Source organism: Serratia marcescens (assembly GCF_001902635.1).
GTDB classification, from domain to species: Bacteria; Pseudomonadota; Gammaproteobacteria; order Enterobacterales; family Enterobacteriaceae; genus Serratia; species Serratia marcescens_F.
Window position 1 is genome coordinate 94380 of record NZ_MJAO01000017.1, and the last position, 18555, is coordinate 112934.

The 18555-nt window shown below is 59.8% G+C and carries 19 protein-coding genes; 12 read left to right on the forward strand and 7 right to left on the reverse strand.

The window, feature by feature from the left end:
* Positions 1 to 49 precede the first annotated feature (49 nt).
* Together BHU62_RS17390 and BHU62_RS17395 are read left to right on the forward strand one after the other, a co-directional pair.
* Positions 50 to 1432, forward strand: a complete 1383-nt coding sequence (locus tag BHU62_RS17390) for a DHA2 family efflux MFS transporter permease subunit (RefSeq protein WP_073533115.1) — start codon at positions 50 to 52, stop codon at positions 1430 to 1432.
* The gene (locus BHU62_RS17395) at positions 1429 to 1809 is read left to right on the forward strand and encodes a DUF4440 domain-containing protein (protein ID WP_073533116.1); all 381 of its coding nucleotides are present in this window, start codon (positions 1429 to 1431) and stop codon (positions 1807 to 1809) included. Before BHU62_RS17390 ends, BHU62_RS17395 begins: the two co-directional genes overlap by 4 nt.
* A gap of 195 nt (positions 1810 to 2004) precedes the next feature.
* On the opposite strand, the gene asr is transcribed toward BHU62_RS17395, so the two are convergent.
* Positions 2005 to 2355 (reverse strand): acid resistance repetitive basic protein Asr, encoded by a 351-nt coding sequence (gene asr, locus BHU62_RS17400; RefSeq protein ID WP_004928953.1) that lies wholly within the window; start codon positions 2353 to 2355, stop codon positions 2005 to 2007.
* A 200-nt stretch (positions 2356 to 2555) separates the two neighbouring features.
* Between asr and BHU62_RS17405 the strand changes: the two genes are divergently transcribed.
* Positions 2556 to 3530 carry a nickel/cobalt transporter gene (locus BHU62_RS17405; RefSeq protein ID WP_073533117.1) on the forward strand — a complete coding sequence of 325 codons (975 nt, stop codon included), beginning with the start codon at positions 2556 to 2558 and terminating at the stop codon, positions 3528 to 3530.
* A 30-nt stretch (positions 3531 to 3560) separates the two neighbouring features.
* On the opposite strand, the gene BHU62_RS17410 is transcribed toward BHU62_RS17405, so the two are convergent.
* The gene (locus BHU62_RS17410; RefSeq protein ID WP_073533118.1) at positions 3561 to 3947 is read right to left on the reverse strand and encodes a VOC family protein; all 387 of its coding nucleotides are present in this window, start codon (positions 3945 to 3947) and stop codon (positions 3561 to 3563) included.
* A 659-nt stretch (positions 3948 to 4606) separates the two neighbouring features.
* Here BHU62_RS17410 and BHU62_RS17415 point away from each other — a divergent pair.
* On the forward strand, positions 4607 to 4915 hold the full coding sequence (locus tag BHU62_RS17415; RefSeq protein ID WP_073533119.1) for a DUF883 family protein: 309 nt from the start codon (positions 4607 to 4609) through the stop codon (positions 4913 to 4915).
* A 61-nt stretch (positions 4916 to 4976) separates the two neighbouring features.
* Here the strand turns inward: BHU62_RS17415 and BHU62_RS17420 are convergent, their stop codons facing one another.
* Positions 4977 to 6410 carry a PLP-dependent aminotransferase family protein gene (locus tag BHU62_RS17420; RefSeq protein ID WP_073533120.1) on the reverse strand — a complete coding sequence of 478 codons (1434 nt, stop codon included), beginning with the start codon at positions 6408 to 6410 and terminating at the stop codon, positions 4977 to 4979.
* 96 nt (positions 6411 to 6506) lie between these two features.
* On the opposite strand from BHU62_RS17420, the gene BHU62_RS17425 reads away from it, so the two are divergent.
* From BHU62_RS17425 to nrdF, 5 genes are all read left to right on the forward strand, one after another.
* Positions 6507 to 6938 carry a carboxymuconolactone decarboxylase family protein gene (locus tag BHU62_RS17425; protein WP_073533121.1) on the forward strand — a complete coding sequence of 144 codons (432 nt, stop codon included), beginning with the start codon at positions 6507 to 6509 and terminating at the stop codon, positions 6936 to 6938.
* Positions 6939 to 7205: 267 nt separating this feature from the next.
* Positions 7206 to 7436 (forward strand): glutaredoxin-like protein NrdH, encoded by a 231-nt coding sequence (nrdH, locus tag BHU62_RS17430; protein WP_073533122.1) that lies wholly within the window; start codon positions 7206 to 7208, stop codon positions 7434 to 7436.
* 9 nt (positions 7437 to 7445) lie between these two features.
* Entirely contained in the window at positions 7446 to 7850 is a 405-nt protein-coding gene (gene nrdI / locus BHU62_RS17435) for a class Ib ribonucleoside-diphosphate reductase assembly flavoprotein NrdI (protein WP_015378865.1), read from the forward strand.
* Entirely contained in the window at positions 7832 to 9976 is a 2145-nt protein-coding gene (gene nrdE / locus BHU62_RS17440; protein WP_073533123.1) for a class 1b ribonucleoside-diphosphate reductase subunit alpha, read from the forward strand. Before nrdI ends, nrdE begins: the two co-directional genes overlap by 19 nt.
* Before the next feature lie 8 nt (positions 9977 to 9984).
* Complete coding sequence (nrdF, locus tag BHU62_RS17445; protein WP_073533124.1) at positions 9985 to 10956, forward strand: class 1b ribonucleoside-diphosphate reductase subunit beta; 972 nt, start codon at positions 9985 to 9987, stop codon at positions 10954 to 10956.
* Between the two features lie 62 nt (positions 10957 to 11018).
* Here nrdF and BHU62_RS17450 read toward each other — a convergent pair whose 3' ends face one another.
* Both BHU62_RS17450 and BHU62_RS17455 read right to left on the reverse strand, forming a co-directional pair.
* A complete protein-coding gene (locus tag BHU62_RS17450) occupies positions 11019 to 11222 on the reverse strand; it encodes a DUF1289 domain-containing protein (RefSeq protein ID WP_073533125.1) in 204 nt (67 codons plus the stop codon).
* A 64-nt stretch (positions 11223 to 11286) separates the two neighbouring features.
* The gene (locus BHU62_RS17455; protein WP_073533126.1) at positions 11287 to 12027 is read right to left on the reverse strand and encodes an SDR family oxidoreductase; all 741 of its coding nucleotides are present in this window, start codon (positions 12025 to 12027) and stop codon (positions 11287 to 11289) included.
* A gap of 101 nt (positions 12028 to 12128) precedes the next feature.
* Here BHU62_RS17455 and BHU62_RS17460 point away from each other — a divergent pair, with 101 nt between their 5' ends.
* A complete protein-coding gene (locus tag BHU62_RS17460) occupies positions 12129 to 13022 on the forward strand; it encodes a LysR family transcriptional regulator (RefSeq protein WP_073533127.1) in 894 nt (297 codons plus the stop codon).
* Between the two features lie 12 nt (positions 13023 to 13034).
* Here the strand turns inward: BHU62_RS17460 and BHU62_RS17465 are convergent, their stop codons facing one another.
* Positions 13035 to 13979 (reverse strand): MBL fold metallo-hydrolase, encoded by a 945-nt coding sequence (locus BHU62_RS17465; RefSeq protein ID WP_073533128.1) that lies wholly within the window; start codon positions 13977 to 13979, stop codon positions 13035 to 13037.
* Between the two features lie 206 nt (positions 13980 to 14185).
* Here BHU62_RS17465 and BHU62_RS17470 point away from each other — a divergent pair, with 206 nt between their 5' ends.
* Complete coding sequence (locus BHU62_RS17470) at positions 14186 to 15157, forward strand: patatin-like phospholipase family protein (RefSeq protein ID WP_073533129.1); 972 nt, start codon at positions 14186 to 14188, stop codon at positions 15155 to 15157.
* Positions 15158 to 15255: 98 nt separating this feature from the next.
* On the opposite strand, the gene BHU62_RS17475 is transcribed toward BHU62_RS17470, so the two are convergent.
* The gene (locus BHU62_RS17475; RefSeq protein ID WP_073533130.1) at positions 15256 to 16611 is read right to left on the reverse strand and encodes a 2-hydroxycarboxylate transporter family protein; all 1356 of its coding nucleotides are present in this window, start codon (positions 16609 to 16611) and stop codon (positions 15256 to 15258) included.
* A 326-nt stretch (positions 16612 to 16937) separates the two neighbouring features.
* Here BHU62_RS17475 and BHU62_RS17480 point away from each other — a divergent pair, with 326 nt between their 5' ends.
* A complete protein-coding gene (locus BHU62_RS17480) occupies positions 16938 to 18530 on the forward strand; it encodes a sensor histidine kinase (RefSeq protein ID WP_073533131.1) in 1593 nt (530 codons plus the stop codon).
* The last annotated feature ends 25 nt before the right edge of the window (positions 18531 to 18555 follow it).

Below are 18555 nucleotides of genomic sequence, written 5' to 3' on the forward strand. Positions count from 1 at the left end.
ATCCGCACTTTTCCCCCCGATACACTGCTCGCCTTCAACCGGAGGCACCATGTCTTATCGCAGCAAAGTGGCAATCGTCTATCTGCTCGGCTTTTTCGTCGATCTGATCAATATGTTTATCGCCAACGTCGCCTACCCGGCCATCGGCCAGGCGATGCGGGCATCGGTCAGCCAGCTGGCGTGGGTCAGCAACGGCTATATTCTCGGCCTGACGCTGGTGATCCCACTCAGCGCCTGGCTGGCGCAGCGCATCGGCGGACGGCGGGTGTTTCTGCTGTCGCTGGCGCTGTTTATGCTGGCCACCTTTGGCGCGGGCAACGCCGACAGCATCGGCGCACTTATCGGCTGGCGCACCCTGCAGGGCATGGGCGGCGGCTTGCTGATCCCCATCGGCCAGACGTTGACCTATCAGCTGTACCGCAGCCATGAGCGCGCCGGGCTGTCGGCGGCCATCATGCTGGTGGGGCTGCTGGCGCCGGCGCTGTCACCGGCGCTCGGCGGCTGGCTCGTCGATCGGCTGGACTGGCGCTGGGTGTTTTTCGCCAATCTGCCGCTGGCGGCCCTGGCCTTGGCGCTGGCTGCGCTGTGGCTGCGCGCGGAAACGTCGCCGGCGGCGCGCAAACCGCTCGATGCCAAAGGACTGCTGAGCGCCTGCGCGGCGCTGACGCTGCTGCTGCTCGGCCTGACCCGGCTGAGCGAAGCGGGCCATCTGCCTTCCGGCGCAGCGCTGCTGGCCGCCGGCCTGCTGGTACTGGCGTATTATCTGCGCCATAGTCTGCGCACCCCGCAACCGCTGCTGAACCTGCGGCTGGTCGCAGATCCGTTGCTGCGCAACGCCATGACGGTCTACCTGTGTATTCCCGGCCTGTTCATCGGCGTCAGCCTGGTGGCGATGCTGTATCTGCAAAACCAACTGGGGATGCCCGCTGCACAGGTCGGCGGCCTGATGCTGCCCTGGGCGCTGGCATCATTCCTGGCCATCACGCTGACCGGAAAAACCTTTAATCGTCTCGGCCCGCGGCCGCTGCTGATCGTCGGTTGTCTGCTGCAAGGCGCCGGCATGCTGACGCTGGCACAGATCGACCAGGCCGGGCAGCACGCGTTACAGATCGCCGCCTTCGCCCTGATGGGGTTCGGCGGCAGCCTGTGCAGCAGCACCGCGCAGAGCAGCGCGTTCCTGCAGATCCCCGACGCTCAGCTGGCAGACGCCAGTGCGCTGTGGAATATCAACCGTCAGCTCAGTTTTTGCCTCGGCGTGGCGCTGCTCAGCCTGCTGCTGAATCTGCTACTGATCGGGTTGCCGCCCGCCGCGGCCTACCGAACCTGCTTCATTCTGGCTGGCGCCAGCGTACTTATCCCGCTGCTGCTGTGCCTGCGCCTCGCCAACCGCGCCATCGTGCGCCAACTCAACGCTCAACAGGATGCTTTATGAACCCGTATTTTACCGAAGTGATCGACGCCCACATCGCCATTGAACGCTGGCTGGGCAAAGGAACAGGAGAAGAGCAGGCGCTGCTGGCGCGCTTTATGCCGGATTTCAGCATGATTGCGCTGAACGGTGCCCCGCTGGATTTCGCCGCGCTGTGCGCCTTTTTCTGCGCGCATCGTGCTGCCAAACCGGGATTGGAAATCGTGATAGAAGAGATGAAACTGGTGGCCGAATGGCCGACGGGAGCGGTAGTCAGCTACCGGGAAAAACAGAGTCTGCCGGGACAAAGCGCCACGCTGCGCCACTCCACGGTGGTGTTTGAGCGTCTGCCCACCGCGCTCGGCTGGCGGCATTTGCACGAAACCGCCGCGGCACAATAATCACAGGAAGCTGCCGGCCAGAAACAGTTCCCAACCGACGACCACCCCGCACAGAGTTACCGCGCTGAAAATGACTTCAAACAGATAGCGATTGATCATCGTGCGTAGCCTCAAAAGAAGACACCCGGATAAACCGGGTGTCTGAAATACGGGCTGGAGAGTGCGGAACCTTTCGGTCCCGCAAACATCACTTAATTAAGCTTTTTTACCGGCTTTTTTGTGGTGTTTTTTAGCGGCCTGAGCTTTCTGCACTGGCGCTTTTTTGTGGTGCTTTTTAGCAGCCTGGGCTTTCTGAGCTGGCGCTTTTTTGTGGTGCTTTTTAGCAGCCTGGGCTTTCTGAGCTGGCGCTTTTTTGTGGTGCTTAGCTTTTTTGTGGTGCGTTGCTTTAGCTGGCGCTTTTTCAGCAGCAGCCGCTGGCGCAGCGGTGGTGGTGGTCGCAGCTGGCGCGGTGGTGGTAGCCGGAGCAGTAGCTGCAGTATCAGCAGCGAAAGCAACAGAAGACAGACCCATAGTGGCAGCAACGATCAGCGCTAATACTTTTTTCATCTTTAAATCCTCAGAGTGTTGTTTCGGTAAGCTCCGGTGGAGCCGTTGAAACAGATACTAGTGGAATCAAACGGCCGTTTCCGTGAGTGATTGGTTTCGCCGAGTAACCAAATGTACAACGTTTGTGAATGGCACTTGAGAACCGCAAAGGCGAGTATATGCTGAAGGAAGACGCCCCTCGACACAGGGTCACTCACGCGATGAAAACCGCCTCACTGAAACACGCGCCAAGCCGCTTCGCCGGCCTGGTACTCGCCGGTCTGCTGCTGCTGACGCTGCTCTATCTGTTCGTGCAGCACTGGGCGGATTTTGTACAGTACTGCATCAACTTCCAGATTTACATGCACCGCTATTTGGTGCTCTATCTGCTGCAACAGCGCAACCATCAATACAGCGGCGGGCTGATGCTAACGCTGGCCAGTTTCGCTTATGGCTTCCTGCACTCCATTGGCCCCGGCCACGGCAAGTTCGTCATTACCACTTATCTCGCTACCCACCGCCAACAGCTGAACGCCAGCCGGCTGATCACCCTGCTGGGCAGCCTGATGCAAGGGGTGATCGCCATTGTGTTCGTGGTCGTGCTGGCGGTGGCGCTCAACCTGTCGATGGGCGATCTCAGCCTCAGCCGTTACTGGGTGGAAAAAGGCAGCGCGGTATTCATCGCCGTCTTCGGCCTGATGGTGATCCTGCGCGCCAATGGCTGGCGCTGGCGTCGGCGTCGTTCACCGGTCATCAAAGCGCTGCACCCGGCGGACCACGCGCATACGGCGGCGTGCGATTGCGGCCACCGGCATCAACCCGGCGCGACCGAACTGACCGGCGGTTGGCGCAACGCGCTGTGGCTGATCGTCTCCATCGGTATTCGCCCATGCAGCGGCGCAATCCTGATTCTGGTGTTCGCCAACGCCATCGGCATGTTCACTTGGGGGGTGATCTCCGCCATGAGCATGGCGCTGGGCACCGGGCTGTCTATCATGATTCTCGCCACGCTGGTGCACCACGCGCGCGAGCGCTTTCTCGCCCATCAACCCGGCCTGACAGGCTATTATCTGGCGCAGGCGTCGCGTATCGCCGTGATGCTCGGCGGCGTGATCCTGATTCTGTTCGCGCTGGTGCTGTTCAATTCGGTGATCCCGGTCAGCGCCAACGGCGATTTTATCGCCGCCGGCTGCTAACGCCGGTGAGGGCGAAATCGTCCCGGTCGATTACAGCTTCTCGATTCCGCTGGTATCCGTCGCACACAGGCGGATGCGGTGCCCATCCGGATCCAGTGCCACAAAGGTGTAGCCAAACTCCAGCCTGCTCGGTGGCAACGCCATTGGAACATTGCGCGCTTTAAAGTCGCGATAAATGGCGTCGACCTCTTCAATCGAAATATCAGTCAGACACAACTCAAATCCGCCGAATGCCGGTTGGGGCTTAGGCTCGATATCGTGCTTGGTTTGCAACCCTAAAATAAAACCATCTTTTAACGAGAACACGGAAAAACCGGGGAAAGCCTCGATCGGTCCCTCACCCAAAATAGCTTGGTAAAACGCGGTGCTGGCTTCGACGTTGTCGACGTACAAAATCACACTATTAGGCTTGAACATACCGCTCCTCCTGTAAAGGCTTAACGTCAGATGTATTCAATAGCGCTCGATGTATTTAGAGTAGAAATAATCAAATATGAAATTAATCACCATAAGAAAGAATACCTTTGCCATCGACAACTGCATATGTATTTCACACACAGACCAACTTTTATTGATATATATCAAAAACCGATTTCCAGCAGATTTCTATCGCAAAATAACAATAATGATCACTTAATTAAATGCACCTTACGGTAAGCGTTAAAAAGAGGGAGAAAATGGATCGCGTCCGAGAAAACATTCTCCACCGCGAAGATGAATTCCGGCACGCCACGGCGCATTTTTTACCGATGTTTGAATGGGCAGGCGAAGCGTAGCCCCTTACAGCCCGAAGCGATCGCCACCTAGTATAATCGAAAATCTTACTCGAACATGCAAGAAAACCATGATATTGCCGAACTATTCAAGCCACAGTGAGTGAATACGCCGGCAGACGCCTTTGCCCAGTTGGCACCACTTTATCCCTTCCTGATCCGTATTGAAGGGGAGCAGAATAGCGATATCTAGCTGCAGCGCTCACAACTCTTCGGATAATTACGCGGCGTTCTTTCCGCGATCGCCAACGCAAATCTCGGCATGGTCTACACTTAAAACACGTGTGTCGAATGGAGAGCCGAATGTTTAAGAAAGCGGAAAGAACCGAACGCGACATCGATCAGGACGTGACCCTATTGGCCGATACGTTGGATGAAGTGTTGCGTGAGTCCGGCGACAAGACCCAAGAGGAACTGAAAGCGTTGCACAGCAAGGCGAAAGGCGTGCTGCGCGACGCGCGGGCGCGGTTCAATGGCTCCACCAGTCTGACACAGCATGCGCGCGACGCGGTCGATCATGCCGACAGCTATGTGCGTGACAAACCTTGGCAGGGCGTAGGGATCGGTGCCGCCGTCGGCATCGTGCTCGGCGTGCTGCTGGCCCGGCGTTAACACCCCCGCAGTCATAAAGATAAAACAGATGTGCGTCTGGCCCGCGGAAATCGCGGGCCGTTTAATTTGCGTGCCTGAACAGCTGTGCCAGCCCCTGCACCGCCCGCTCCGTCTCCTCTTGCCGAGTGAAATTGGCGAATCCCAACAGCAAGCCCTGCCCAGCCGGATAATCGATTCGCCAGTCCGACAACGCCTGCGCCGCCAGCCCCCGTTGCCAGGCTTGTGCCGCCAACGGCGCATCCGCCAGGCCGTCATGCAGCCGGGCCAACAGCTGGATGCCGCCCTGCTGCGGCACCGCCGTCAGCCACGCCCCCAGCTGCCGCTCCAGCGCCTGCGTTAGCCATTCGCGCCGCTGGCGGTACAGCGGCCGCATGCGTTTCAGATGACGGTAGAAGTGCCCTTGCCGGATAAAGTCCGCCACGCTAGCCTGCAGGAGCGGCGGGCAGCCGCAGCCGCGCAGCCGGCTGCTGCGCGTGAACGCCTCCGTCAGACCGGCGGGCACCACTAAATACGCCATGCGCAGCGCCGGGAACAGCGTTTTGCTGAAGGTACCGGCGTACAGCACCCGTCCCTGAACATCGAGGCTTTTCAGCGGCGGCAGGGGCCGACCGTGGTAGCGAAACTCGCTGTCGTAGTCATCTTCGAGGATCCAGGCCGCACGCTGCTGCGCCCAATCAAGCAGCGCCATCCGCCGCGCCAGGCTGAGCGAGACGCCGAGCGGGCTTTGATGGGTCGGCGTCACCACCGCCAACCGCGCCTCAGGCTCGGTCAGGATACCGGCGGCCACATCCATACCCTGTTCATCCACCGGCACGGCGACCGGCCTGGCGCCGGCAGCCCGCAACAGCGGCCGCGTGACCGGATAGCCGGGATCTTCTACCCATACCGCGTCGCCGGCCTGCAACAGCGTCTCCGCCACCCAGTCCAGCAACGCCGGGTAACCGGCGCAGAGGAAAATCTGCTCCGGCCGGCAGCTGATGCCGCGCGACAAATGCAGATAATGGGCGATCGCCTCGCGCAGCTCTGGCAGGCCGCCGGCCGGCGGTAGCGCCAGGGAAGCGGCCGTGGAACCGCGCAACTGGCGGGCAACAATCCGCTGCCACAGCGCTCGTGGAAACGCATCCAACGCCGGCACACCCAGCTGGAAAGGTTGCAGCATGCCCTGCGGCTGCAGCGGATCGGGCGCCATCGCCGCCAACGGCGGCGCAACGGGATGCGCCTCCGGCAGCCTGAGCTGCAGCTGCGGCGAAACATAGGTGCCCGCCTGCCCGCGGCTCTGCAAGAAACCTTCGGCGATCAGCTGCGCGTAGGCGCTTTCCACCGTAGCACGCGCCACGCCCAGATCGCTCGCCAACCCGCGCACCGAGGGCAGCCGGCTGCCCGCCGCCAGGCTGCTCTGGGCGATGGCGTCTTTAATTCGCAGGTAAATCTGCCGGTACAGCGGTTCGGCGAGCCGACTGTCCAGCCGCAGCGAGGTCAGAAAGGATTGCATTATGGCCTGGTTAAATAATCATTTTATGGCCCTATAGCATAGACCATAAGGCCGTTAAAGTAGCGCCATGATTTCGTTACCTACCGATTGAGGTTGACCATGATTAAGCAACGTTTGAACTATGCCGAGCTGGCGCCCGCACCGTACAAAAATATGGTGAGTGCGCTGATGGCGCTGGAGAAAGGTGCCCTGGACAAGGCAACCATCGAGTTGATGTTTATGCGCGTTTCGCAGATCAACGGCTGCGCCTACTGCCTGGATATGCACGGCAAAGCGCTACGTGAAAGCGGCTTCAGCCATACCAAGTTGGATACGCTGGCGGGCTGGCGCGTCAGCCATGAATTCAGCGAACGCGAACGCGCGGCGCTGGAGTGGGCTGAGTCGGTCACGCTGATCGCCGCCACCGGCGCGCCGGACAACGTTTTCGAGGCGCTAAAGGCGCACTTCAGCGATACCGAGATCGCCGATCTGACCTTCGCCATCAGCATCATGAACGCCTTCAACCGGCTGGCCGTCAGCATGCGCCAGTAAGCCGTTCCTTCCCCCTCGCAGCGGAGGGGGAAGGCATCACCCGCAAAATTTTTCCCCTCGCTTTTCCAGCCCCGGTGCGGCCTGCGCGCAAAACCCAACAAAACACCATATATAGCGTGGTTGATAAAATAAATATCAACATATAGTATTTTACCTATCAACCGCAGGGACTGCCATTCGGTTGATAACGCCGTCAGAAACGCCAGGAACGATGCTCCGTTATCTGACTTGTCCGCCTTTTCCTCAGCCAAAAGGTAAATGCGAATCATGAGCATTATTATTTACAGCAAACCAGATTGTGTCCAGTGCAACGCCACCTATCGCGCATTTGATAAACAGGGGATTGATTATCAGGTGATCGATCTCACCCAGGATCAGCAGGCGCTGAACCACGTTAAATCATTAGGTTATCAGCAGGTTCCGGTGATTATCGCCGGCGACGATCACTGGTCCGGTTTCCGGCCGGACAAGATCGGCGCGCTGGCGTTCGCCTGTTGAGGCCCGCCGATGAATCCGCTGGTCTATTTCTCCAGCAGTTCGGAGAACACCCATCGGTTCGTTGAGAAACTGGGCCTGCCGGCGATCCGCATTCCGATCGCCGGTGCCCGCAGCAAGCTGCTGATGGAACAACCCTATATCTTGATCGTGCCCAGCTATGGCGGCGGCAGCGCCGTCGGCGCGGTGCCGATCCAGGTGATCCGCTTTCTCAACGTTCCGCAAAACCGTTCATACCTGCGTGGCGTCATCGCCGCCGGGAACACCAACTTCGGCGCGGCGTACGGCATCGCCGGCGACATCATCGCCAAAAAATGCCAGGTGCCTTTTTTGTACCGCTTCGAGCTGCTCGGCACCGCGCAAGACGTCGAAAACGTTCGACAGGGAGTAACCGCATTTTGGCAACGACAGAACTGACCAGGCCCGAGACGGGCGCGCTGGATTACCATTCGCTCAACGCGATGCTCAATCTTTACGATGCGGAAGGCCGGATCCAGTTCGATAAAGATCGGCTGGCGGCGCGGCACTACTTCCTGCAGCACGTCAACCAAAACACCGTGTTCTTCCATAACCTGGAGGAGAAGCTGCGCTATCTGGTGGAGGAAGGCTACTACGAGCCGCAGGTGCTGGCACAGTACGACTTCCCGTTTATCAAGCGGTTGTTCCAGCAGGCCTACGCCAAGAAATTCCGCTTCGAGACCTTTCTCGGCGCCTTCAAGTACTACACCAGCTATACGCTGAAAACCTTCGACGGCAAACGCTATCTGGAGCGCTACGAAGATCGGGTATGCATGGTGGCGCTGCAGCTTGCGGCGGGCGACACCGGGCTGGCGCAGGATCTGCTGGAGGAGATGATTTCCGGCCGCTTCCAACCGGCCACCCCGACCTTCCTCAACTGCGGCAAACGCCAGCGCGGCGAGCTGGTTTCCTGCTTCCTGCTGCGTATCGAAGACAATATGGAATCGATCGGGCGGGCCGTGAACTCCGCGCTGCAGCTGTCGAAACGCGGCGGCGGCGTGGCCTTCCTGCTGAGCAATATTCGCGAGGTGGGCGCGCCGATCAAGCGCATCGAGAACCAGTCCTCCGGCGTCATTCCGATCATGAAAATGCTCGAAGACGCCTTCTCCTACGCCAACCAGCTCGGCGCGCGCCAGGGGGCCGGCGCGGTGTATCTCAATGCCCACCACCCGGACATTCTGCGTTTCCTCGACACCAAGCGGGAAAACGCCGACGAGAAGATCCGCATCAAAACGCTGTCGCTGGGGGTGGTGATCCCGGATATCACCTTCGAGCTGGCGAAGAACAATGAAGAGATGTACCTGTTTTCGCCCTACGACGTCGAACGGGTATATGGCGTGCCGTTTTCGGAGATTGCCGTCAGCGAGAAGTACCGCGAGATGGTGGACGACAAGCGCATCCGCAAGTCGCGCATCAACGCGCGCGAGTTCTTCCAGGTGCTGGCAGAGATCCAGTTCGAATCCGGCTACCCGTACGTGATGTTCGAGGACACCGTCAACCGGGAGAACCCGATCGCCGGGCGCATCAACATGAGCAACCTGTGTTCGGAGATCCTGCAGGTCAACCGCGCCAGCACGTATCATGAGGATCTGAGCTACGATCGCATCGGCAAGGACATCTCCTGCAACCTCGGCTCGCTGAACATCGCCAAAACCATGGACGCGCCGGACTTCGGCAAGGCGATCGAGACCGCGATCCGCGCGCTGACCGCGGTGGCCGACATGAGCGACATCCGCTCGGTGCCGTCGATCGCCGAAGGCAACCGCAGCGCCCGCGCCATCGGCCTGGGCCAGATGAACCTGCACGGTTACCTGGCGCGCGAGCGCATTTTCTACGGTTCGGAAGAAGGCATCGACTTCACCAACCTCTATTTCTATACCGTGGCCTATCACGCCATCCGCGCCTCGAACCGGCTGGCGATCGAGCGCGGCGGCGCCTTCGACGGTTTTGAACACTCCCGCTATGCCAGCGGCGAGTACTTCGACAAGTACACCGAACGCGACTGGCTGCCGCAGACCGAGCGGGTGCGCGAGCTGTTCGCCGCCGCCGGCATCGCCATTCCGGGCCGCGACGAGTGGCGCGCGCTGCGCCAGTCGGTGATGATGCATGGGCTGTACAATCAGAACCTGCAGGCGGTGCCGCCGACCGGTTCCATCTCGTACATCAACAACGCCACCTCCAGCATCCACCCGATCGTTTCGCGCATCGAGATCCGCAAGGAAGGCAAGATCGGCCGCGTCTATTACCCGGCCCCCTACATGACCAACGACAACCTGGCGTATTACCAGGATGCCTACGAGATTGGCCCGGAAAAGATCATCGATACCTACGCCGCCGCTACGCAACACGTCGATCAGGGGCTGTCGCTGACGCTGTTCTTCCGCGATACCGCCACCACCCGCGATATCAACCGCGCGCAGATCTACGCCTGGCGCAAAGGCATCAAGACCATTTACTACATCCGCCTGCGCCAAATGGCGCTGGAAGGCACCGAGGTGCAGGGCTGCGTGTCCTGCTCGCTGTGAGGCAACTTATGACCACCGTAACATCGGCGCCGCTGGTGCGCGCCATCAACTGGAACATCATCGAAGACGACAAGGATCTGGAGGTGTGGAACCGCCTGACCGCCAATTTCTGGCTGCCGGAGAAGGTGCCGCTGTCCAACGATATCCCCTCATGGGCCACGCTGACGCCGCAGGAGCAGCAGCTGACCATTCGGGTGTTTACCGGGCTGACGCTGCTGGACACCATCCAGAACACCGTCGGCGCGCCGGCCCTGATCGCCGATGCGCTGACGCCGCACGAAGAGGCGGTGTACTCCAACATCAGCTTTATGGAGGCGGTGCACGCCCGCTCGTACAGCTCAATCTTCTCCACTCTGTGCCAAACGCCGGACGTGGACGACGCCTACCGCTGGAGCGAAGAAAACCGCGCGCTGCAGAAGAAAGCCGGCATCATTCTGGCGCACTACCGCAGTGACGATCCGCTGCTGAAGAAGGTTGCCAGCGTGTTCCTCGAGTCGTTTCTGTTCTATTCGGGCTTTTACCTGCCGATGTACTGGTCGAGCCGCGCCAAGCTGACCAACACCGCCGATCTGATCCGCCTGATCATCCGCGACGAGGCGGTGCACGGCTATTACATTGGCTATAAGTTCCAGAAAGGGCTGGAGAAAGTGGACGCCGCGCGGCGCCGGCAGGTGAAAAACTTCGCCTTCGATCTGCTGCAGGATCTGTACGACAACGAGGTGCGCTACACCGAGGAGCTGTACGACGGCGTCGGCTGGACGGAAGACGTGAAAACCTTCCTGCACTACAACGCCAACAAGGCATTGATGAACCTGGGGTATGAGGCGCTGTTCCCACCGGCGATGGCGGAGGTCAACCCGGCGATCCTATCGGCGCTGTCGCCGAACGCTGATGAAAACCACGACTTCTTCTCCGGTTCCGGTTCGTCTTACGTCATCGGCAAGGCGGTCAACACCGAGGATGAGGACTGGGATTTCTGAGGGCTGGCTGGCCGTATCAGGAAAAGGCTTTCGCGTGAGTGCGACGTGTCGTGCTCCCGCGACTATGTGTTTTGCTTGAAGGCCGCACGCAGCTCAAGCCGCCGCCAAATAGCGCGTTTCTCCGCGTCGCTGGCGCTCGGCCAGGCGGCGATCTCCGCCCGCGTGCGCCGACACCCCCGGCACTGCTGGGTTTCGTCGTCGATGCGGCACAGGCTGACGCAGGGCGATCTCACGCCGTATTGGGATTGCTGATTGTCGCCCGCCATAAACCGCCCTTGATGTAATGTGTGCCGCCACAGGATACCCGATCCTACGGCGGCGCGTCGTCAATCAGATGATACCGCCGTTGGCGCGCAGGGTTTGGCCGTTGATCCAGCCGCCGTCGGCCCCGGCGAGGAAGGCCACCGCCGCAGCGATATCTTCCGGCGTGCCCAGGCGCTCCAGCGGCGCCATCTTCGCCAGCCGCTCGATAAGTTCCGGGGTTTTACCGTCGAGGAACAGCCCGGTCGCGGTCGGCCCCGGCGCCACGGCGTTCACCGTGATATTGCGGCCACGCAGCTCTTTCGCCAGCACGCTGGTCAGCGCCTCGATCGCCGCCTTGCTGGCGGCATACATGCCGTACCCCGGCTGCAGCAACCCCACCACGCTGGAGGAGAAGTTGATGATGCGGCCGTTGTCGCGCAGGCGCTTCGCCGCTTCACGCATCGTGTTGAAGCTGCCTTTCAGGTTAATGTCGATCAGGCGATCCGCGTCTTCATCGCACATGTCCGCCACCGGCGCCAGCGCCATCACCCCGGCGTTGTTGACCAGCACGTCGACGCCGCCAAACGCCTGTTCGGCGCTGTCGAACAGGCGGGCGACCGCAGTCGCATCGCTGACATCGGCTTTGGCACCAAGCGCGCGGCCGCCGCGCAGTTCTATCTTGCGCACCAGCTCATCGGCCGGCGCCGGGTTGCCGGAATAGTTGATGATGACGGTAAAGCCGTCGGCGGCCAAACGTTCGGCGATGGCGGCGCCGATGCCGCGCGATGCGCCGGTGACGATGGCGACGGGGTGAGTGGCGTGGTGCATAAATCTCTCCTCCTGGGTCAGTGAGTTGTCATCATGCACCTTTCGGCACGGCGAATAATCCCCTATTCTTCGTTATCACTATCCGAAATAAACGAACAATTATGGACAGAATCGACGCCATGCGTCTGTTCACCCGCGTGGTGGAACAACGCAGCTTCACCCAGGCGGCGCAGGATCTGAACCTGCCGCGATCCACCGTGACCGACGCCATCAAACAGCTCGAAGCCCGGCTGCAGGTCAGGCTGCTGCAACGCACCACCCGCCACGTCAGCCCGACGCTGGACGGCGAAGCCTACTATCAGCGCTGTCTGAGCATTCTGGCGGACATCGAAGAAGCGGAGATGGCGTTCGCCGGCGCCAAACCGCGCGGGCTGCTGCGCATCGAGGTGCACGGCACGCTGGCGCGCCATTTTCTGTTGCCCGATTTGCCTGACTTTTTGGCGCAATACCCGGATGTCGAGCTCTATATGAGCGAAGGCGATCGGCTGGTGGACGCGCTGCGGGAAGGTATCGACTGCGTGGTGCGCGTCGGCAAACTGCGGGACAGCGACATGGTGGCGCGCCGCCTGGGCGAACTGGAAGAGGTGACCTGCGCCGCCCCGGCCTACCTGCAACGCTTTGGCACGCCGCAGAGCCTGGACGATCTGCGCCATCACCGCATGGTGGGCTTTCGCTCTTCGGCGACCGGCGCACTGATGCCGCTAGAGTTCAACGTGGCAGGGCAAGCGCAGCCCATCACGCTGCCGGCGGCGGTGTCGGTCAGCGCGGCGGAGAGCCTGGTCGCCGCCGCCCGCGCCGGGCTGGGCATCATTCAGGTGCCACGCTATCACCTGCGCGGCGATCTGGCCGACGGCAGCCTGTTGCCGCTGCTGCCGGATTACCCTTCCACGCCGATGCCGGTCTCGCTGCTTTATCCGCGCAACCGCCAGCTGTCGCCGCGGGTGCGCGTGTTTCTCGATTGGTTCAGCCGGGTGTTCGCCGAGCGGAACCGGTAGCGAGAACGTGCGTTACAGCGCGCCGTAATTCAGCGGCACCCAGCTGTACCCTTCGCCCTGGCGATTCAGATAACCCAATCCCGGGAACGACAGGTGCGCGCCGCCCACCAGCTCGCTCTGCCGCGCGCTGTCGCTGAACACCCGCAGCCGCTGAGCGACCGCCGCCTTGGCGTCGCTGTCAAAGCTGATAGCCACCTTCGGATGCGGCATCTGTACCGCCGCCACGTGGATCAGATCCCCCAGCAGCAGCAACTTTTTCCCCTGACTCGTCACCTGATACACGCTGTGGCCCGGCGTATGCCCGTGGGCGGCGAAGGCGGCGATACCCGGTGAAAGCTCACCGTCGCCGCTGAACGGTTTAAAGTGACCAGCAGCCTGATAAGGCTTGATCGCCGCCATCGCGGTTTCGAAATTACCTTTGCTTTCCGCCTTGGCCTGTTTCAGTTGGTCGGCGCTCAGCCAGAAGTCCGCGTCCTGGCTGGCGACGCGCACCACCGCATTGGGGAATACCGCCTTGCCGTCTTGCGTCAGGCCGCCGAGGTGGTCCGGGTGCATATGGGTCAGGTAGATTTCATCCACCTGCTCAGGCTGGTAGCCCGCCGCACGCAGGTTAGCCACCAGCTTGCCCAGGCCGTCGCCCAACAGCTGGCCGGCACCGCTGTCGATCATCACCCGCTTACCGCCGGTATTGATCAGATAGGCATTGACCGAGGTGACCACCGGCAGGCTTTGATGCTGCTCGGCCAACCCGGCGGCGATCTGCTGCGGCGTGCTGCCCAGCAACAGCTTGTCCGCCGGCAGGCGAATAATGCCGTCGGACAACGCGGTCACTTCAAAACTGCCCAGCATGATGCGGTAAAATCCCGGCGTCGGGGTGTTGGCCTGCGGCGCGGCGGCCCCGGCCTGTAACGACATCACGGCCAGCGCCGCACCCAGCAGACAACGTTTCCAGAACATAGTGACTCCTTGCGAGAATTGAACAGCGCTAAGTATTGACGCAAAAAGCCCGCTGCGCCTGTTTAATAAATGCCTTTGACAAATATATAAATAATATATTTATTCCGAATAATTTTGTTTGCCGAATCACACAACCCTAATCAATATTTTATCGTCAGGCCTTTCGTTATTTTTCTTACTCCCTAAACCACGAGTAAGGAAATATCATGAACTATCAATTCGAAAATCTGGTATTCGAAGGCGGCGGCGTAAAAGGCATCGCCTATGGTGGCGTGCTGGAATTGCTGGAAGCCAAAGGCATCATGCCACAGATCAAGCAAACCTCCGGCGCCTCGGCCGGTGCCATCGCGGCGCTGCTGGTCGGGCTGGGCTGCAGCTCGGCCGAGGTGACCAAAATTCTGTCGGCAATGGATTTTAAAAAGTTCCTCGATTATAACGGCGGTTTTTTCGGTACGATCCAGGACGCCTATCGCCTGTTCAATCAATATGGCATTGCGCCCGGCGATTATTTCTATAATTGGTCGCGCGATATTATCAAGCAATATACCGGCAACCCGGATATGACCTTCGAGCAGTTCGAGGCGATGAAGACGGCGAAAGGGTTCAAGTCGATTTACTTTATCGGCGCCAACCTCAACAGCGGCCAGCGCGAGGTCTATTCTCATCGCACCACGCCGCACATGAAAGTGGCGGACGGCCTGCGCATTTCGATGTCGTTCCCGTTCGCCTTCGTGGCCAAGCACAATACCCTGGGCGACCTGTGCATTGACGGCGGCATGATCGACAACTACCCGGTGCGGCTGTTCGACTATGACTTCTCCGCCACGCCGCCTTACATCGACAGTTCCAGCCAGCGCATCAACACCCGTACCCTGGGCATTCGCCTGGATTCCGCCGGCGAAATCGCCCAGGCCGCCGGCCAGGCCGGCCCGCGCACGCCGGTCAACAACCTGTTCGACTTCACCCTGGCGGTGGCCAACGTGATGCTGGACATTCAAACCAAAGTACATCTGGACAGCGATGACTGGAAGCGCACCGTGTATGTCGACACGCTCGACGTCAAAACGCTGGATTTCAACATCAGCGAGGAGAAGAAACGCGCGCTGATCGAATCCGGCCGCCGCGGCGTAGAACGTTACTTCGCCTGGTATGACGCCACCATGAAGCAGGCGGCGTAACCGGTGTTTCCCCCGCCCGCGCGCCTGGCCGCCGCGCGGGCAAAAAAAATCCCCGCGGGGGCGGGGAAAGGCAAAGTAACGCTAAGGTTTTATAGGAGTTATACGAAGAACTTGGCCAACACCAGCAGCGACAACGAGACGTTGATAGCGCCCCCGATACGGGTGGCGATCTGGGCGAACGGCATCAGCGACATGCGGTTGCCGGCGGTGAGGATCGCAACATCGCCGGTGCCGCCCTGCCCGCTCTGGCAGCAGGAGACGATCGCCACGTCGATAGGGTGCATGCCGATTTTCTTGCCAACGAAGAAACCGGTCGCCACCAGCGCGCTGACGGTCGTGACGATCACGATCAGATTCTGTACGGTGAACGCGTCCACCAGCTCCTGCCACGGCGTGATGGCCACCCCGACGGCGAACAGGATGGGGTAGGTCACGGCGGTGCGGAAGAATTTGTACACCACCTGCGAGCCTTCCTGAATGCGCGGCGACACCCCGTGCGCCAGCTTCACCGCCACGGCGGCGAACAGCATGCCCACCGGCGCCGGCAGGCCGATCAGACGGTGCAGCAACATGCCCACCATATACAGCAGGATGGCCAGCAGCGCGCCGCAGGCGATCGTGCTGACGTCCACCTTGCCGCTGATTTTTTCCACCGCGTTCATGTCGCTGTCGCCCTGCTTGCTCGGCATCAGGCTGCCTTCGCCGGTCAGGTGCGGATAACGCTTGCCCAACTGGTTGAGCAGGCCGGCGATAACGATGGCGGTCAAGCTGCCGAGCATCACGATCGGCAGAATGCGTCCCAACGCCACGCCCTGCTCCATGTGCAGGATCGCCGCGTAGCCCATCGACAGCGGGATCGCCCCTTCGCCCACGCCGCCGGCCATGATCGGCAGGATCAGGAAGAAGAAGATCTGGAACGGCTCCAGGCCCAGCGCCATGCCGACGCCCATCCCCACCAACATGCCGACGATCTCGCCGCACAGCATCGGAATGAAAATGCGCAGGAAGCCCTGGATCAGCACCTGGCGGTTCATGCTCATGATGCTGCCGACGATGATGCAGCAGATGTAGAGATAAAGAATGTTGGTCGATTTGTAGAACTTGGTGGTCGATTCCACCACTACGTCCGGCAGCAGGCCGTAATGCACCAGCGCGGAAGGAATGAAGGTGGCGCAGATCGCCGCCGCGCCCATTTTGCCGATCAGCGGCAGGCGCTTGCCGAACTCGCCGCAGGCGAAACCGAAGAACGCCAGGGTGGCCACCATCACCACGATATCGCTCGGCAGTTTACCTTCCAGGCAGTCGAGCAGAATCAATACGCCGGCCAGAATAAAGAACGGTAACGGAATAATCCCTACTTTATAATTGTCCAGTATCCGCCACCATTTCTCACGCAGAGGAATATCGGCGGTCTTGTCTTTGGTTACGAGGTAAGAATCATCTGTTGTGCTCATAATCTGGCCTCTTATTAGTTTGTTCAGCCATCATAGAGAAGCGCACGGATTATCTGCTGTGATTATGTTCAAATTTAAAAAGGGTTTTTAATGGTGGTTATGGTTTCTATGGCGTTAATTAAGATTATGTAAAAATAGCCGTGGTTTTAATGGTGTTAATGTTGTTTTTATTTTAATGCTTATCAACTTTATCGCAGGCGAACAATTATCGTCCGCTTTACTCTAATCCCGTGTGGGGGATCACAAGTTGATCGGGCGCAATATTACAGACTCCGCTTCTCGTGGTAGGGTAAGGTTTCAGGATATCTTTACGGTGAAGCCCCGCCATGCACCTCAAACTCTCGTTTCAAATCAAGCTGTTTCTATGCCTGGTGGCCTTCTCCTGCCTGCTGCTGACCTGCATCGGCGCCTACACCTATTACCAGCTGGATGCGCAGCTGCACCGCGATCTCGGCGCCCGCGCCCAGGTGCAGGCGCGAGAAATCGCCCTCATCCCTTCGCTGGTGGACGCGGTGGAAAACAACGACGCCGCCAGGATCGCCGCGCTGATGAAAAAAATCCGCGCCAGCAGCGACGCCAGTTATATCGTCATCGGCGATAATCACGCCCGTCATCTTTATCATTCCGAATATGAAGGCCGCCTGGGTACGCCGATGATCGGCGGCGATAATAAAGAGGTGCTGGAAGGGAAAAGCATTATTTCCATTCGCAAAGGCGGTATCGGCGTTTCATTACGCAGCAAGGCGCCGATCGTGGATGAAAATAATCACGTGATTGGCATCGTTTCCGTCGGTTATTTGAAGTCGCATATCGATAATCTCAATGCCAGAACCCTGACGCAAATTATCGGCTCCATCGTCCTGTTGCTGCTCGCCCTGTTTGTCTTTTCCTGGCTGCTGTCGAAAAACCTCAAGCGCCAGATGTTCTGGCTGGAGCCGAAAGAAATCGCGCTGCTGGTGCGCCAGCAAAAAGCACTGCTGGAAGCTATCTATGAAGGGGTGATCGCCATCGATCCGCAGCTGCGTATCATCACCATCAACCATGCGGCGCGCGAGCTATTGGATCTGCGCCAGCCCGCCGCCGGCTTGCTGGGCCGGCCGATCGGCGACGTGATCCAGGCGCAGCCGGACTTCTTCAGCGCCGCGCAGCTGGGCCAGGATACACACGACGAGGTGTGCCGCTTCAACCACGTGCGGGTGATCGCCAGCCGGGTGCGCATCATGCAGGAGCAAGAACTGCAAGGCTGGGTGATCAGCTTCCGCGACAAGAACGATATCAATACCCTGAGCAGCCAGCTCAGCCAGGTGAAACGCTATGCCGACAACCTGCGTATCATGCGCCATGAGCAGCTGAACTGGACCGCCACGCTGGCCGGGTTGCTGCATATGCAGCGCTACGACGAGGCCATTCGCTATGTAGAAGCCCAGTCGGAGGGCGCGCAGGAGATCCTCGATTTCATCTCGCAGCGCTTCAGCTCGGCGGCGCTGTGCGGCCTGCTGCTGGGCAAATATTCCAGCGCCAGAGAAAAAGGCATCGAGCTGCGCTTCGATCCGGCCTGCCAGCTGCGGCAGATCCCGGCGGCGCTGAATGAGACCGAACTGATGTCGATCGTCGGCAACCTGTTGGATAATGCGGTGGAGGCGACGCTGCACTGCCCAGCCCCGCACGACGCGATCGAACTCTATATCAGCGACGGCAGCGACGAGCTGGTGATCGAGGTGGCGGATCGCGGCACCGGCATCGCCGAAGAGATTCGTGATACGCTGTTTGAACAGGGCGTCACCACCAAAGCGGATAAAAGCGACCACGGCATCGGCCTGCATCTGGTCGCCAGCCACGTGGCGCAGGCGCACGGCAGCATAGAAGTGTCGGACAACGAGCCGCACGGCGCGATATTCTCTATATTTATCCCTAAATAAAACCCATAACCCGATTTTTTGAGCA

Excerpts from the sequence above, each read along its gene's own strand:
- BHU62_RS17390 (WP_073533115.1), top strand. The coding sequence starts at position 50 with ATGTCTTATCGCAGCAAAGTGGCAATCGTCTATCTGCTCGGCTTTTTC.
- BHU62_RS17395 (WP_073533116.1), top strand. The coding sequence starts at position 1,429 with ATGAACCCGTATTTTACCGAAGTGATCGACGCCCACATCGCCATTGAA.
- asr (WP_004928953.1), bottom strand. The coding sequence starts at position 2,355 with ATGAAAAAAGTATTAGCGCTGATCGTTGCTGCCACTATGGGTCTGTCT.
- BHU62_RS17405 (WP_073533117.1), top strand. The coding sequence starts at position 2,556 with ATGAAAACCGCCTCACTGAAACACGCGCCAAGCCGCTTCGCCGGCCTG.
- BHU62_RS17410 (WP_073533118.1), bottom strand. The coding sequence starts at position 3,947 with ATGTTCAAGCCTAATAGTGTGATTTTGTACGTCGACAACGTCGAAGCC.
- BHU62_RS17415 (WP_073533119.1), top strand. The coding sequence starts at position 4,607 with ATGTTTAAGAAAGCGGAAAGAACCGAACGCGACATCGATCAGGACGTG.
- BHU62_RS17425 (WP_073533121.1), top strand. The coding sequence starts at position 6,507 with ATGATTAAGCAACGTTTGAACTATGCCGAGCTGGCGCCCGCACCGTAC.
- nrdH (WP_073533122.1), top strand. The coding sequence starts at position 7,206 with ATGAGCATTATTATTTACAGCAAACCAGATTGTGTCCAGTGCAACGCC.
- nrdI (WP_015378865.1), top strand. The coding sequence starts at position 7,446 with ATGAATCCGCTGGTCTATTTCTCCAGCAGTTCGGAGAACACCCATCGG.
- nrdF (WP_073533124.1), top strand. The coding sequence starts at position 9,985 with ATGACCACCGTAACATCGGCGCCGCTGGTGCGCGCCATCAACTGGAAC.
- BHU62_RS17450 (WP_073533125.1), bottom strand. The coding sequence starts at position 11,222 with ATGGCGGGCGACAATCAGCAATCCCAATACGGCGTGAGATCGCCCTGC.
- BHU62_RS17455 (WP_073533126.1), bottom strand. The coding sequence starts at position 12,027 with ATGCACCACGCCACTCACCCCGTCGCCATCGTCACCGGCGCATCGCGC.
- BHU62_RS17460 (WP_073533127.1), top strand. The coding sequence starts at position 12,129 with ATGGACAGAATCGACGCCATGCGTCTGTTCACCCGCGTGGTGGAACAA.
- BHU62_RS17465 (WP_073533128.1), bottom strand. The coding sequence starts at position 13,979 with ATGTTCTGGAAACGTTGTCTGCTGGGTGCGGCGCTGGCCGTGATGTCG.
- BHU62_RS17470 (WP_073533129.1), top strand. The coding sequence starts at position 14,186 with ATGAACTATCAATTCGAAAATCTGGTATTCGAAGGCGGCGGCGTAAAA.
- BHU62_RS17475 (WP_073533130.1), bottom strand. The coding sequence starts at position 16,611 with ATGAGCACAACAGATGATTCTTACCTCGTAACCAAAGACAAGACCGCC.
- BHU62_RS17480 (WP_073533131.1), top strand. The coding sequence starts at position 16,938 with ATGCACCTCAAACTCTCGTTTCAAATCAAGCTGTTTCTATGCCTGGTG.